This window comes from Streptomyces montanus, assembly GCF_005786655.1.
Classification (GTDB): Bacteria; Actinomycetota; Actinomycetes; order Streptomycetales; family Streptomycetaceae; genus Streptomyces; species Streptomyces sporangiiformans.
Map to the genome: position 1 here is coordinate 39,052 of NZ_VBZC01000057.1, position 13,911 is coordinate 52,962.

The window sequence follows — 13,911 nt, forward strand, 5'->3', positions numbered from 1 at the left end:
ACGACGTCTTAGGCGCCACGGTCGTGGTCTGCGCGGTCACCATGGTGCTGCCCGCTTCGGCTGAGCCCATGACCGTGGCGGGCGTCGCGAGCGACAGCGGAGCCGGGGTCGAGCGGATCAGTGTCGCGACCGACGGCACCCAGGGCGACGGCGACTCCGCCGGCGCCACGATCACGACCGACGGCCGGCGTATCGCCTTCTCGTCGTCGGCGAAGAACCTCACACCCGCCAACCCGGCGACATGGGAAAGGGTGTTCGTCCGCGACCAGCGGACGAGCCAGACCACGCTGATGAGCACAAACACCTCCCCGATCCAGCCCCCGGTGATCAGCGGTGACGGGCAATACGTTGCCCTGTGGGGGCTGCGGTTCAGAGACACGAAGGTCTTCCTGTCCCAAGTGAGCTCGGGAAGCACGATCGGCATCAACTGCTCGGGCCTCAGCTGTAGCCAGCCGTCGCTGAGCGGAGACGGCCGCTACATCGCCCACGTCGCCACCTTCACTTGACCGCCGTCCGGGCAGCGCATCGAGGTACGGGACTGGAACGCCGACACCACGCAGACCGTCGCCGAGTTCGGCCACCCCGTCTCGGCCCGGCCGTCCATCAGCGGCGACGGCCGCTTTGTCGCCTACCAGGACGGCCAGGCAGAGGACGTCTTCGTGTGGGACCGGACCGACGACACCTCCTCCGGCCCGATCGAGGGCCCGTCCAAGGCGGCGACACTCGTCCAGCTCAGCAAGGACGGCAGCAAGGTCGTCTACCTCTCGGGCTCCGACACCTACATCCACGACGAGAGCTCGGGCACCGACCAACTGGTGCCGAACGTGCGGGGCGTGGCCATCGATCCCACCGGCCGCTATCTGCTGTACGCCCCACACGACACGAACGGACCGTCGCTCACGCTGCGCGACCTGCAGACGGGCACCGACGAGATCGTCTCGAACCAGCTCGCCTCGGCCGGGACCGACGCGGTCAGCGCCGGTGGGCGCGACGTGGTCTTCCATTCCACGGCCGACGACATCGTGCCCGGCGACACCAACGGCAAGTCGGACGTTTTCATCCGCCGCTTCTACTGATCGCCCCGGCCTCCACCACCTTCTCCAGCGCAACGTTGATCAGGTCCGCCGGGCGGTTCTTCGCCGTGGCTTCTTTCCGAATCGACGCCTCCGCGAACCTGCGGGCCCCGGCCTGGTCGTACGTCGCCGCAACCCGGCGGCGCACCTCCGTGCGCTGGCGCTCGGCCGTCCGGCCTATTGCCCACAACGGCTTCGTGCCCTCCGGCAACTCCACCGCGCGGCGGACGAAATCGACTGCCATCTCCGGGTACTCATCCGGCTTCGGAAACCGGCCCCGCCGCTGATAGGACTTCAACGCCAGCAGCAGAGCGAGCTGATGGCCGTCGGAATCCATCCGCTCAGCCGCCCCACGCCGCCGCCTCCCGGGTCAGCGCGAAGAGCAGATGCAGCTCATGTGCGATGATCAGCCGCTTGAACCGCGGATACGCGGTCCGTTCGATCGAGGTCGCAATCCCGCCCCGGGCCCAGACGATGGTCAACATCACCACCAACGACACTGGGTCGAACGGGTGACGGCCGGACCCGCCGGACCACCAAGATCAAACATTGGCGACTTTCGGGCTCACCTCGGCCCTCACCATGGCCAACCGAAGCCCACCGAGGAGCTCGACCGCTTGATCGATCTCAAGGAGACGGCCATCTCCTTGGCCTTCGGTCCGCCTGTGATCAGGCTACCGAGCCCGCGCGTTCCGGGGGTTCAGGAACAGGTACTGAGCTTGTTATTTAACCTTTGGCAGAGCTTCCGTGAGACCGGTAGGTTCTCCGCGGTGACCTCGATGGAGACGCAGGGCCTCGTGTCGATGACGGACAAGGCTCAGCTGCGCTGGATAGCGCTGGGAGACACCACCCGGCAGCCGCCCGTAGTCATGCTCCATGGTGGTCCGGGTCTGCCGGACTACCTGGGCGATGTCGCCGCCATGGTCGCGGACCTTGCGCCCGTGTACCGGTACGACCAGCGTGGCACGGGCCGGTCGCCGTGGCGGGGGCGCCATTCCCTCGCCCGGCATGTCGACGATCTCGCCGAGCTGCTCGACGCATGGGACGTGTCCAAGGCCGTGCTGATTGGGCATTCCTATGGCACCGACCTGGCGAGCCGGTTCTGCCTGGCGCACTGTGACCGGGTTGCCGCGATGCTGCTGATGTGCGGCCCGTTTGTCGGTGACTGGCGCTCCGCGGACCGAGCGGAGCGCGATCGCCGTATGTCCACAGCACAGCAGGAGCGGCTCCGCGCTTTAGAGGAGTTGCCGGACCGCACGGAAGAACAGGAAGTCGAGCTGCTCACGCTGGCCTGGTTCACCGACCACGCCGATCCCGAACGCGGGTGGCACTGGGCCGCGCAGGGCGCCCGGCGGCGTCGCCCCGTCAACTGGACCATGAATGGTGAACTTGGCAGGGAAGGACGCGCGGACCCGCTCGATGCGCATCTGGCCGAGCTGCGCGCGTGCCTGCCCGCGCGAACGGAACTCCTCGGTGGGGCCGACGATCCCCGCCCTGTGTCGGCTCTTGAATCACTTGCGCTCCGGCTCGATCTTCCGCTGAGGCGGATTGAGGGCGCTGGGCACGAGCCCTGGCTGGAGCAGCCTGACGCCGTGCGTGCGCACCTTCGGCGATTCGTGCAAGGCACTGTGGGCGCATAGGGTTTCGTCCGGTTTGCTGGCTGACGTCATCCCCAGCTGTCGGCACCGCGGAGGGGCCGGTGTCGAACGCGTCTCGCCGGGCATCGTGGTCCAGCAAACTCACCTCTGCGGCCTTGGTATGAACGTGATTCCGTGGCGGAACGCATGATCATGCGAATGCCGTCCGCCTGCCCGGCGAATCCCCGGACGAGTGAGCGCGTACGACGCGACGTTCGAGGTCAGAGGTTAAACGACAAGCTTAGTGGTCGGCTCCGGAAGTCCTTCTGGGGTTGACCTGAGCACTGGCCGTGTGGTGTCCCCGGGTCTGTAGCGGAGCGGACGTGCGACCGATGTTGTGCATGCTGCTGTCGGTGCGGTGCGGTGCGGTGCGGTGCGGTGCGGTGCGGTGAGGTGAGGCCCATCTAGAACAGTGAGGAGATCCGGTCCTGGACCTGATCGGTGGCAGTGAAGGTCACCAGTTTCTGCTGGGGATTGTCTGCGAGTTGGAGCACAACATGCTCCAACTCGATCTCCCCGAGGACGGGATGACGCAGCCGCTTGGTGCCGGAGCTCAGGGGGACGACCCTGTGCTGTGGCCACCACTCTCTTACCTCGGGGCTCGCCGCGTGCAGGCGCTCGAGCAACGTACTGAAGCCGGGGTCACCCGGGTGCCGTGCCGTGGCAGTGCGGAATCGGCCGAGCAGCGCGGATGCTTCGGCCGGCCAGTCGACCATCACCTGACGGGCGCCAGGGTCGGTGAACATCCACCAGAGGAGGTTGCGGGCTTCCGGCGGCCGGGCAGGCCAGTCGGTCCACAACGCCCGAGCGGCACGGTTCGAGGCCAGCACATCCCAGCACCGGCCGGTGACATAGGCCGGGCACGGGTCGAGCCGGTCGACGAGCGAGACGAGGGCAGGTGAAAGCGTTTCCACGACAGCGGGTGTTTCGGCGGGCGGGGCGCCGTGGATGAGTTCGTGGATATGACTGCGCTCGGCGGCGTCGAGCCGCAGGGCTGCCGAGAGGGAGTCGAGTACCTGGCGGGAGGGACGCATTTCGCGGCCCTGCTCCAGGTAGGTGTAGTACGTCGAGGAGATGGCCGCGAGCTGGGCCACCTCTTCCCGGCGAAGGCCGCGGGTGCGGCGTCGCGCCCCTGTGGGCAGACCGACATCAGCGGGCTGGAGCCGCTCGCGGCGGGAGCGGAGCAGCTCTCCCAGCTCCCTGGCGCGGATCGTGGTCTGAGGCATCCTGGTACTTCCATTACTAGGAAAAACATCCTGTGGATACCAGTCTAAGCCGTGGCTACGTTGGCGCCATGAACGTCATGAACACAAACTTTGGCATGACCGGGCCGTATGCCATCGGCACCGAACAGGTCGACATCCCGGTGGGCGACGGGCCGCCGATGGGTGCCTACATCGCCCGGCCAAGGGCCCCCGGCCCGTTCCCGGGTGTCCTGGTGGGCATGGAACTCTTCGGCGTCGATGCCGATGTCCGCGACGTCTGCGACCGACTCGCGGGACTCGGGTTCGTGGCACTCGCGCCGGACTTCCACCACCGCACCGCCCCCGGAAGCGAGCTGCCCCGCGACCCTGCGGGCCGGGAGCGAGGCTTCGAACTGCTGGGGCTGATGACGCGCGCCACCGTTCTCAGCGACGTGGGCGCTGCCATCGGCCACCTTCATGCAGTCGGCAGCGCACGCGTCAGCATGGTCGGACTGAGCCTCGGCGGTCACATCGCCTACCTCGCGGCCACCGAGTTCGACCTCGCCGCCGTGGCCGTCTTCTACGGCGGCTGGCTGCCGACCACCGACATCCCGATCAGCCGCCCCGAACCGACGCTGTCGCTGACCCCGAAAATCACCGGGCGTCTCCTCTTCCTCGTCGGCGAGAGGGACCACGTCGTCCCGCCCGCACAGCAACGCGAGATCACAGACGCGTTGCGTGAGGCCGGCATACAGCACGAGATGGTCGTCTACCCCGGCATCGGACACCGCTTCCTCCACACCGATCCGGCCACAGCAGCCGACGCATGGCATCGCGTCCACGCGCTGCTGACCAGCGCCGAAGACTAACCGCGAAGGCTTCCCAGAAGCGCGTGCGAGAAGCCAGCAGGCCCCACCACTCACGTTCACCGCCCCCGAATGATGGGCCGCCCTCCTCCATGCCCGCGTGCTCCGCCGTGCCCGTGGAACTGACCGCTTCCGAGCGCCACCGGCTCAAGAAGATGGCCTACGGCCACAAGACCGCGCACCAGGCACGCCAGCGGGCGACGATCGTGCTGCTGGCGGCACGAGGCCGCGGCAACGCTCGGATCGCCGCTGAAACCCGCCTGCAAGTGGACACCGTGCGCAGTTGGCGCGGCCGGTTTGCGGTCGGCCGGGTGCCTGCCCTGGCCGACCGCAAGCGGTCGGGGCGGCCGCCGACGTTCACCGCGCTGCAGATCGCCGAAGTCAAGGCGCTGGCTTGTCAGTTGCCCACCGAGTCCGGAACTCCGCTCTCAGGCTGGTCATATGCCCCGAGCTCGCGCGCGAGGCCGTCACTCGGGCCATCACCGACACTGTCTCCGCCTCCACGGTGCGCCGCTGGCTCAGGGACGACGCACTCAAACCCTGGCAGCACCGCTCCTGGATCTTCATCCGCGACCCGAACTTCCGCGCCACGGCCCAACGGGTCCTGGACTTGTACGCCACGCTCTACGGCTGGACTTCTAGGTCACGCTGATACCAGGTGCCTGGCTTACCGCCGATGTCGGCCGGGTCGGCCGGGCCAACCGGGACGAACCCGGCCTTGGTCAGCACCTTCTGGGACGCGGCATTGTCGCGGGCGGTGGCCGCCCGCAGTGTGCGGAGCCCGTGCCGCGCCGCCGCCAGCCGGCACAGCTCCCGGACGGTCGCGGTCGCCACGCCGCGGCCGGCGACATGCTGCGCAACCCGGTAGCCGAGTCTGGCAGTGCCGTCTTCGACGTCGTAGAGGTTGAACCGGCCCAGAACCGAGCCATCCTCGGCGACGAGCACGTAGAAGGCGCAGATGCCGGCCTCTTGCTCAGCCAGCAAGGCGCTGTGCCGGTCGGTGAACTGCTCGTAGAACTCGTCGCCGCGGTCGGAGATCGAGGCAGCGAAGTAGGCGCGGTTCGCGAGCTCGAAGGCCAGGACCGCCGGGGCATGGCTGGCATGCAGCCGTTGCAACTCGGGCACCGCCCGACTCTACCCAGATGATGCCCTGAGGCCACTTTAGTTTCCGCCCGCGCCAGACAGCCCCAAGACCAGGGCGCATAACGATCTACGACTGGAGTACTAGGACGGCACAGGTGACCCTGCAAGGAATCCCGCCCACTTGCGGATACGTGCACTTGCGTCCACTTGGTGCTCCCGAAGCTGAGCTGCACGCACTTCTCGGCCCTCTCTGAGGATCCTGTTCGCGAGATCTTGTTCGCAGGTGTGACGACCCTGGCTTGACAGGTAGTCAGTCGATCACCCCTAGACTGTGATCAACATCAAGTTGATCGGAGCACGACATGTATCGCCTTGCCGCCGTCCTCATGGCAGTCAGCACCCTCGCCCTCGCCGGGTGTGCGCAGAACTTCGACCAAGGGCCCGATGGGAAGGTCACCGACAAGATCAAGGACGGGAAGAAGTTCTACCTGGTTGTCGATCCGACCACGGCGGGCGAAGAGAAGAAGTTCCGGGTCAGCAAGTACGACTACCACGACTGCAACCGGGGCTCGAAGTACCCCAAGTGCGTCGACGACTAGCCTGGTGCGAGCCGCCCCCCAGACTGTCACACGGCGCCGGCCTTCAGCTCGCTCACCCCTCCCCAAAAGAAGCCCGGAACAGCCCGGAAGGCACACACGGCAGGCAGGCGCACGCACAAGCCGCCCGATGCTGCCTTCCTTTCGCAAACGATTGCTCACCAGTTGCGAATGGATCTCTGCGGCAGGATTTCTCTGATCAGTCATGATCAGAATCTCCTTTGATGCCATCGCGCGAGCTAGCTGCAGGTTCATGGTGGTCGTGACTTGTGGTTTCTCAGTTGTCTGGTGTTGACCTTTGAAGCGGTGGGTGCATCGAAGCGGTGGCCTGAGGTGCTGCTCGGTGCGACCAGTGACCTCGCCGGCCGGTACAAGAAGGAAACGGGGAGGTGATTACAGGGTGAGGGTCCAGGATCCGCGAGCTAGCGTGGTGGTCCCGTCCAGGGTGATGCTGACCCAAGCGGCGTATACGGGCAGTGCGCCGTCACGGTTGAGTCGGTTGCGGATGCGTTCCAGCTCGTTCTACAGGCGTTGAGAACCGCTCTGGTGAACGGTCGGGGAGCTGAAGGAAGCCAGTTGCCGTGGCGCGGGCCCATGAGCCGTCGGGGTGCAGTAGCCACACAGTGCGCGTGTCACCGTCCTGGCTGCGCCGGTAGTCGATGCCGGGGAGATGGAGCTGGAGCATTGACATGACGTCCCACGCGTCTGACGGGTAGAGCAGCGGGTACCGGCTGGTGATGACCTCCTCTCCCTCGGCTTCCGCGGCTCCCTTCCAGATGTCTTCGGCCGGGTGCTCGTAGTCGTCGCCCTGGCGGGCTGGCATGAATCCGGCCCGATCCCACTCGATACGCCCCGTGGCGCCGCCGTCTGCGGTCTTGTCGGCGGTGAGGATCAGGCCCGTGCCGGCGATCGTCGTCACGACCCTCCCGCCGGGCCGTAGCGCGGTCAGCCAGGATGCCGGCACGGGCCGGACGGAGGGTAGAACTCGGTGTCCTGCGGCTCGTACAGCGCGTTGTCCGCCATCGGCACCACGCTGGCGCCGTCGCGGAGGATGCCGTCGTCAGCGTCGGCAGCTTCTTCTCCCAGTGGCCAGCCGACCGCGGTGACACGTTCTCCAGCGTCCGTACGCAGACGGCCGATCAGGTGCTGGGCGTCGCCGTGTCCCCACCTTGCTGCCCAAGCCAGAGAATTGAACGCATCGGTCTTGCCACCCTCAAGATGGCTGACGAGCCTAAAGCTCTTGCCGCCCTGCACCTGATCTACGAAGCCGCTCGCGGGGGGAGTCATGGCCAGCAGGCGGGTCAGCGCGGCCCTGAAGGCAGCACCGGGGTGCTGCTGTTCGCAGGCAACCGCGAACCAGGCCTCAGCCCCGTCGAGGTCGCGACGGCGCAGTGCCTTGGTCCCCAGCCTGCAAGCAGCGTTGGCATCCTGTCGTGCCTCACTCACCTCGTGCTGGAAGCCTTCGCCTCCACCGTCTCGCACAGGCCAGTCGCCAGCCGACCGGTCCCAGAAGTCAGCCGGCCCAGTGACGGTCTGCGGGAGAGTGTCAGTTGAGCTTCGTCATCTGAGTGTCAGTGGCGCAGCCTCAGTGACCTGGTGGTTGCCACTGACCGGTGGTGTTCACCTGTTGCTGACGGGAGTGACGAAAGGCCAGGTCATTCTCACGCCGACTGCTATAGCGGGTGCAGAGTTTGCGCTGGTCAGAGGCGTGAGGGCCCCGTCCGGTTGGCGGAGCGGAACGAACGGCTTGCCATGCTCGGCATCCGGTGATTGACCAACGGTCCTGCCTCTGGAGTGCACCAGTAGTCTGGGCGCGTGACGCCCACCAATGGAGCGGGCAGTGGGGGGGATGTGTGAGCTTTGAGGAACAAGTCGTTCGGGCCCTGGGCAGGGAACGGGCCGACCGTGTTCAGGCGGCAGCCCGGCAGTTGATGACGCTGGCCGACGACGATGCCCAAAGCACGCAGGCCGTGGTTCACATCAATGTGCCGCTGCACGCACACAACGCCAACGACGCGACAACCGAGCTCGCCAACCTGCTCAACGCGGCCGCACCGGAGGAGACCTGGACGTTCGTCACCGTCTCCCATCCCGACGGCACGTGGTCGGGCAAGGCGAGCCCGTTCATACAGGACACCACCGCGCTCGGCTCACGGGACTGGATTGCCCACTTCGCCCTGTCCGACCTGCACATGAGAATGGCGGCCTGGCGGCTGACCCAGCTGTGGCGCGCCGCCGAGCTGGCTGAGCAGACCGTGGAAGCCCTGGGCCGCTGGCGGCTGCTCGTCGCGGCCGCATGCTCCCGCTCCCTGCTGGAGGGCGCGGCCGCCCTCACCCACGAAACAACCCTCCTCCACGAGGCATGGGACACGTTCAAGAAGGCCGGCCCGCCCACCACCGACTCCCTCACCCGATTCAGCGCCGACCTCAACAACCGCCTGGCAAAACTCCAGTACGCCTCACGCGTCGGACAAAGCGCCGGCCGGCCTCCCGTGCTCCAGAGCACCAACGTGATGACCTACATCAACAAACTGGCCAAGAACACCACCACCGTCGACGTGCTCGACCTGTACGAATGGCTGTGCGACGCAGTCCACCCCAGCTTCGGCTCCGCCACCACTCACACCGTGCTGCGGGCCTCGGACCGGCCCAAAACCCATGCCATCGAGCACTACGCACGCCGCCCCCTGAAGCCGCTCGCCGCCTCCGGCTACGCCATGCAGCCGACCGTCGCCCACGCCGCCGCCGACGCTCTCGTCCTGGCCGCCGATGTGGTCCACACCAGTCTTTCGCTCGTGAAGTGGACCATGGACGACATCGGCCTGACGGCAGAGATCCACGGCCTCAACCGTCTCTCCTACGCCGGCGGCAGCGACCAGCCACCCCAGCGCAGTGACGCATGCCCGTGCGGCAGCGGCCGCAAGTACAAGCGATGCGTGCACCGGTGGGGGCAACCAAGCACTCCACCCCCACCGGCCGCTGAGCCCTGAGAAGCCAGGCCGTAGCGCTGGCGCTCCTGGTCCGTGGAGGAACTGGCCGTAGGTTCACGGGGTGCCCCACTCGCGCAGCGCCTTGAAAACAGAGTCGCTGTCCAGTTCGTGGCCTCGATCCAGGCTCTTGAGGAGAGCCGTGGAACTCGTCATGCGGTCGGGGTAGTACAGCTCGGGTGCCAGACACGTGGGACAGTCGCTCAGGAGGCAGAACGGCGAGAGGGGGAGGGGTTCGTCGTTTGGGGGGATGAGGTAGAGCCGGTCGTCTGCCAGAGGGTGTGCCGTGTCGAAGGAGACCGTTGCGAAGTCGGGGTGGTCACCCATCAGGGCCAGGCCTGAGACGCGGAACTTCCCGGCGTCAGGCATCCATTGGAGCCGGTCCGTGTGAACCCATCGGGTGTGGGCGAGGAACGCGCACCCCGACAGGCTGCTGAGCATCAGCGGTTCGATGCGCCCAAGGCTCTTCTCCAGCTCGGCCCGTGTCCGAGGGCCTGCGCCGTGCCGGATCTTGTTGCGGAGCACGACCAGTTGGTCGAGATCGGCGACCAGGCCTTTCCCGCCCTTCTTACGGGCTGTTGCCTCGACGAGGCCGGCGGCGGGGTCACCGTGCTGGCGTGCGTCTTCGGCCACTGCCTTGACTACCCCCACCCAGTGGCCGAGGGAGACACCGCCCCGCTCAACGGACTGGCTCCACTGGGCGATGGCCGGCAGATCCTGACGGCCGCGGTCGGTTGCCAGGGCAAGGGCCATGATGCCCAGGGACAGGATCAAGGACTCGGCGCACTGGATGGCCGCCTCGTGCTTTTCCGCCAGGGACAGGGAGTGCCGGAACTTGCGGACCGCGCGCGCTACGGCGTAGGGGTACGAATCCTGGAACAGCTTGTAGGGCTCGTTGTGCCGGCGCAGGTTCTGCGCGGTCAAGGAGCTGATCGCGGCGGCGTCATCCAGCCGCCCACGCCGGGCCGAACCCGTTCCGCTTTCGAAAATCTGCATCCGTCTCCGGTGGAGGTCGTCCTGGATGCGTGCGGCTTCCCGTTCTCCTTCGTCGAGCATGGCGAGGGAGGCGCGGATTTCCGACAGATTGCCGTCACACCTGGGGATCCAGATGTCGGCCATCTCGCGGGCCTTGATGCGCGGGATGACTCCGTACTTCGGCAGCTGCTGCTCAGCCAAAGCGCTGGACAGGTAGGCGATCACGTACTCGTGGGGCAAAAGCTCCTCGGTGAGCCGGATGACGATCAGGCCCTGGCCGGGCTGCACGCCGTCGTATTGGCTCGGCACACATGTCCAGTGGCGGGTACCGGCGAGATCCCGTCCGATGATGTCGCCCTGCCGCAACCGGCGGCGGGGCTCGCGCTGGTCCGCACGCAGGGGCAGGTCTGCCACATCCGGCAGCGTGCTGGTCAGCAGGGTGGGTGTCAACACCCGCCGTCGCCCCGCCGTGTCCGTCGCATCCGGTTCCTCGTCCAGCTCGGATCTGCGCACGGACCCGGGAAAGATTTCAGCGAAGTCCCCCAGACGGATGCCTTCCTGAGCGGCCCGCTGCATCTCATGGATCTGACGGAATCGCCCCAGCGACAAGTTGTAGTCCTCCGCGGCGATCTCCGCGCTGGTCACGCAGAAGCTCTGCTCGGACCGGGCACGCCGACGCTCACTGCTGTGCCGCAGCCGCCAACGCCGCATGAGATCCGGGAGGTTGTTACGCGTGTGATCGACGGCATCCAGAACACTGTCGGGAGCCACCCCGAGCTTGTCCTGCGACAGCAGCGGCTCACGCCGGTCGTCCAGGCTCCAGCCGTCCGCCGTGAGATCGTAGAACCACACGCTGTCGGCCTGTCCGGCGTCCTTGGTGAAGAACAGGATCGCCGTCGAGACCCCCGCATACGGCTTGAAGGTGCCGCCGGGCAGCTGCACCACAGCCTCCAGCCCATGCACGTCCACCAGCAAGCGCCGAAGTTCGATGTGTGCAGAAGTCGAGCTGAACAGCAGCCCGGCGGGGACAATCACGGCCGCGCGTCCCTTCGGCTGCAACAGCCCCAGAATCATGGCGAGATGAAGAAGCTCGGCCTTCTTCGTACGCACCATTGCGAGCAACTCCGGTGCGACGGCCTCGTAGTCGACGCTGCCCGCGAACGGGGGATGGGCCAGGACAACTGAGTAGCGCTCACGCTCCGCCCCGACGCCCTCAGCCAGATTGTCCCGGTAGCGCAGATCAGCACCCTCGAAGCCCTGAAGAGCCAGCCGCATGCTGCTCAACCGCAGCATGGTCGTGTCGAAGTCAAACCCGTGGATCCTGCCGCTCACCACCGCCGCGCTCTGCTGCGTGGTGTCCGGGCGGGACCGGTGGACAAACTGAGCCGCGGCAGCCAGGAGACCACCCGTGCCACAGGTTGGATCGCATACCTCGTCGTCAGCTCCGGGCTCAGCCATCGCTGCCATCAGAGCCGTCAGATGAGGAGGCGTACCGAAGGCACCATAGGGACCGGCCGCGGCGACCCGGGCGAGTAGTTGCTCATACAGAGCGCCCGCGTTGGCATCCCCAGCCGAGAGCGCCTCCTCGAGCAGGACCACAACCCTGGCGAGGAGACTGGGAGTCGGGATCGTGAAACGAGCATTTTTGACGAGCTGCGAATAGCACACCCCGGCGAAAGTGTGGCGACGCAGCCAGGGAAACACCTCGTCGGTCATCGACGTATACATGCGTTGAGGCGTCAGGCGGATCAGATGGGACCAGCGCAGATGCTGCTCGTCCTGAGCGAAGATAGGCTGCCTCTGCAGTGGTTCCTGCCGAACAGTCTCCCGCTCCCAGTGTTTCTGGACGCCGTCCAGTTCACGGAGATAGAGGAGGTGGGATATCTGCTCCACGATCTCCAGCGGACTGGAGACTCCCGCTGCCCAGAAGGCGTCGAAGAGCCGGCTGGTGGTACGCATGAGACCGTCGTTCATCACGCATCGGAGACTATCCGCGCTGTCCACGGCCTGGTGGTGCATGCCGGCAAACCGGCGGGCGCCTGCGCCACGAACGCCCCGCGAGAGTATGTGCTGACCATACGCGTCTCGCTCAGGCCCGCAGCGGCGCCAGGACACGAGCGGGCCGGACCTCGGGCCTTCGCAGAGGCATTGCTGCCCAAACGCGTTGGGCCCGACCCGCGTGCGGGCCATCGGCTGCGACACGTCATCAACGGGCGCTTGCCGTCCCTACGACGGCTCTGCCTTCAGCGGCCAGCCGAGAGTGGCAAGCCCTGCTGGCCCGGCGATGTGCACACGCTGCGTGTCGCCTGCGGTGTGGACGATGTTGGTGACCGGTGCCGCGGTGAGCAGGGAATGTACGAGGCGTCCGGTGAGGGGGTCCCACAGCCGCATGCCGGTGCCGTTGCCGGCTGCCAGCAGCCAGGACCCCGAGGGCTGGGGGAGTGCGGTCATCACGGCGGTGTACGGGGTGTCGATACGGCCCACCCGGCTCCACCCCTGCGGATCCCAGAATGCGATCTCATGAGGCGTGGCGATGGCCACCGCGACACGATCTTTGGGCAGGGGGACGGGACACAGGGCGGTGACCGTGTTGCGGTAGGGCAGCGTGCGTTCCTCGACGAGTTCGCCACCGGCCACATCCCACACCAGCAGCCGGGAGCGCACCGTCCCCGCCACCAGGCACCGGCCAGCGGGGGAGGGCAGCGCCAGCAGCGCGCTGACTGGCCCGGTGCCAGGGAGCGGTCTTACCTCGCCGGTGACGGCGTCCACGATGATCGTCCCGCTGCGGTCGGTCACCACGAGAGCGGGTTGCCCATCCGGGAGCTGCACTGCGCAGCAGCGGGCTTGCTCGAACGAGCCGTTCACAAGCGGCCGGGCGACATCATCTGCGGTGTTCCACAGACGGATGCCCGTCGCATCGCCCACGGCCACGGCGGCTGAGCCGTCCCGGGCGGGCAGGGCTTCCAGGAAGGCCACGGGGGAGGAATGCTCGTAGCGGTCGAGGCACTGCCCGGTGACGGCGTCCAGGATCTCCACCTGGGAGCCAGTGGGGACGGCCAGCCGTTGCGTACCCGTCGCGGACAGCAGGGCGGCCATCATGTGCGCTGCCTGCACGACCCGCCGCGGCTTGCGTGCCGGCCGGGGCCGTGGGGAGGGGGATGGGCTGGGGTCCCACTGCACCGCAGGGTGGGGGCCGTGCAGTTGGACGCCCTCGTCACCGGTGACGGCAACCTTCCAGGCCTTATCTGGGCTGGGAATGCCGGCGAACATCGCTCGCGGCTGCGCCGGGTACGTTCCCACATGCCGCGGCTCGGGCCGGGATGCATCCCACACCTCGATGGCGTCGTCCGTCACGATGCCTGCCACGCTGGCGCCACTGGGAGCGGCCAGCGCCACGAGCCGCTGGCCGCGAACGGGCAATCGGCCTACTACCTCGCCTGCCTGGAGGGAATCGGTGGGGAAGAGCTCGCTCTGGCGGGCGGCGCTCTGGAAGGGGTTGAACAGCCAGAC

15 protein-coding genes and 1 pseudogene are annotated in these 13,911 nt (G+C 67.2%); 8 read left to right on the forward strand and 8 right to left on the reverse strand.

All coding sequences use genetic code 11. The features are described from left to right. The first annotated feature begins 68 nt into the window (after positions 1 to 68). Positions 69 to 506, forward strand: coding sequence for a TolB-like translocation protein (locus FE633_RS48860; protein WP_246113997.1), 438 nt, complete (start codon positions 69 to 71; stop codon positions 504 to 506). Between the two features lie 153 nt (positions 507 to 659). Beyond that, positions 660 to 1,076: a TolB-like translocation protein gene (locus tag FE633_RS48865; protein ID WP_246113998.1), complete on the forward strand. Its 417-nt coding sequence runs from the start codon at positions 660 to 662 to the stop codon at positions 1,074 to 1,076. On the opposite strand, the gene FE633_RS36685 is transcribed toward FE633_RS48865, so the two are convergent. After that, positions 1,057 to 1,410, reverse strand: coding sequence for a DUF4158 domain-containing protein (locus FE633_RS36685; RefSeq protein WP_138049483.1), 354 nt, complete (start codon positions 1,408 to 1,410; stop codon positions 1,057 to 1,059). The two genes, FE633_RS48865 and FE633_RS36685, sit on opposite strands and share 20 nt — an antisense overlap. Before the next feature lie 4 nt (positions 1,411 to 1,414). Beyond that, entirely contained in the window at positions 1,415 to 1,558 is a 144-nt protein-coding gene (locus FE633_RS47520; protein WP_171060269.1) for a hypothetical protein, read from the reverse strand. A 132-nt stretch (positions 1,559 to 1,690) separates the two neighbouring features. Here FE633_RS47520 and FE633_RS36690 point away from each other — a divergent pair, with 132 nt between their 5' ends. After that, entirely contained in the window at positions 1,691 to 2,713 is a 1,023-nt protein-coding gene (locus FE633_RS36690) for an alpha/beta fold hydrolase (protein WP_246113999.1), read from the forward strand. A 401-nt stretch (positions 2,714 to 3,114) separates the two neighbouring features. Here the strand turns inward: FE633_RS36690 and FE633_RS36695 are convergent, their stop codons facing one another. Further along, on the reverse strand, positions 3,115 to 3,936 hold the full coding sequence (locus FE633_RS36695) for a helix-turn-helix transcriptional regulator (protein WP_171060270.1): 822 nt from the start codon (positions 3,934 to 3,936) through the stop codon (positions 3,115 to 3,117). Between the two features lie 77 nt (positions 3,937 to 4,013). On the opposite strand from FE633_RS36695, the gene FE633_RS36700 reads away from it, so the two are divergent. From FE633_RS36700 to FE633_RS48875, 3 genes and pseudogenes are all read left to right on the forward strand, one after another. Then, positions 4,014 to 4,763, forward strand: coding sequence for a dienelactone hydrolase family protein (locus FE633_RS36700; RefSeq protein WP_246114000.1), 750 nt, complete (start codon positions 4,014 to 4,016; stop codon positions 4,761 to 4,763). Between the two features lie 152 nt (positions 4,764 to 4,915). Continuing rightward, positions 4,916 to 5,140: pseudogene (locus FE633_RS48870) on the forward strand (helix-turn-helix domain-containing protein); the annotation flags it as partial. Positions 5,141 to 5,154: 14 nt separating this feature from the next. Then, a complete protein-coding gene (locus tag FE633_RS48875; protein ID WP_246114001.1) occupies positions 5,155 to 5,412 on the forward strand; it encodes a hypothetical protein in 258 nt (85 codons plus the stop codon). Here FE633_RS48875 and FE633_RS36710 read toward each other — a convergent pair. After that, positions 5,385 to 5,885 (reverse strand): GNAT family N-acetyltransferase, encoded by a 501-nt coding sequence (locus FE633_RS36710; RefSeq protein ID WP_138049485.1) that lies wholly within the window; start codon positions 5,883 to 5,885, stop codon positions 5,385 to 5,387. The genes FE633_RS48875 and FE633_RS36710 overlap by 28 nt on opposite strands. 344 nt (positions 5,886 to 6,229) lie before the next feature. Between FE633_RS36710 and FE633_RS36715 the strand changes: the two genes are divergently transcribed. Continuing rightward, positions 6,230 to 6,442 (forward strand): hypothetical protein, encoded by a 213-nt coding sequence (locus tag FE633_RS36715; RefSeq protein ID WP_246114002.1) that lies wholly within the window; start codon positions 6,230 to 6,232, stop codon positions 6,440 to 6,442. 481 nt (positions 6,443 to 6,923) lie between these two features. On the opposite strand, the gene FE633_RS36720 is transcribed toward FE633_RS36715, so the two are convergent. Both FE633_RS36720 and FE633_RS36725 read right to left on the reverse strand, forming a co-directional pair. Next, positions 6,924 to 7,358: a hypothetical protein gene (locus FE633_RS36720; protein ID WP_138049487.1), complete on the reverse strand. Its 435-nt coding sequence runs from the start codon at positions 7,356 to 7,358 to the stop codon at positions 6,924 to 6,926. Positions 7,359 to 7,384: 26 nt separating this feature from the next. Further along, entirely contained in the window at positions 7,385 to 7,885 is a 501-nt protein-coding gene (locus tag FE633_RS36725; protein WP_138049488.1) for a hypothetical protein, read from the reverse strand. Positions 7,886 to 8,292: 407 nt separating this feature from the next. On the opposite strand from FE633_RS36725, the gene FE633_RS36730 reads away from it, so the two are divergent. Beyond that, on the forward strand, positions 8,293 to 9,429 hold the full coding sequence (locus tag FE633_RS36730; protein ID WP_138049489.1) for a YecA family protein: 1,137 nt from the start codon (positions 8,293 to 8,295) through the stop codon (positions 9,427 to 9,429). Positions 9,430 to 9,483: 54 nt separating this feature from the next. On the opposite strand, the gene FE633_RS36735 is transcribed toward FE633_RS36730, so the two are convergent. Both FE633_RS36735 and FE633_RS47525 read right to left on the reverse strand, forming a co-directional pair. Continuing rightward, positions 9,484 to 12,591 (reverse strand): class I SAM-dependent DNA methyltransferase, encoded by a 3,108-nt coding sequence (locus FE633_RS36735; protein WP_342791245.1) that lies wholly within the window; start codon positions 12,589 to 12,591, stop codon positions 9,484 to 9,486. A gap of 36 nt (positions 12,592 to 12,627) precedes the next feature. Further along, positions 12,628 to 13,911 (reverse strand): WD40 repeat domain-containing protein (locus tag FE633_RS47525; protein WP_212747324.1); only part of this gene is annotated, 1,284 nt, incomplete at its 5' end.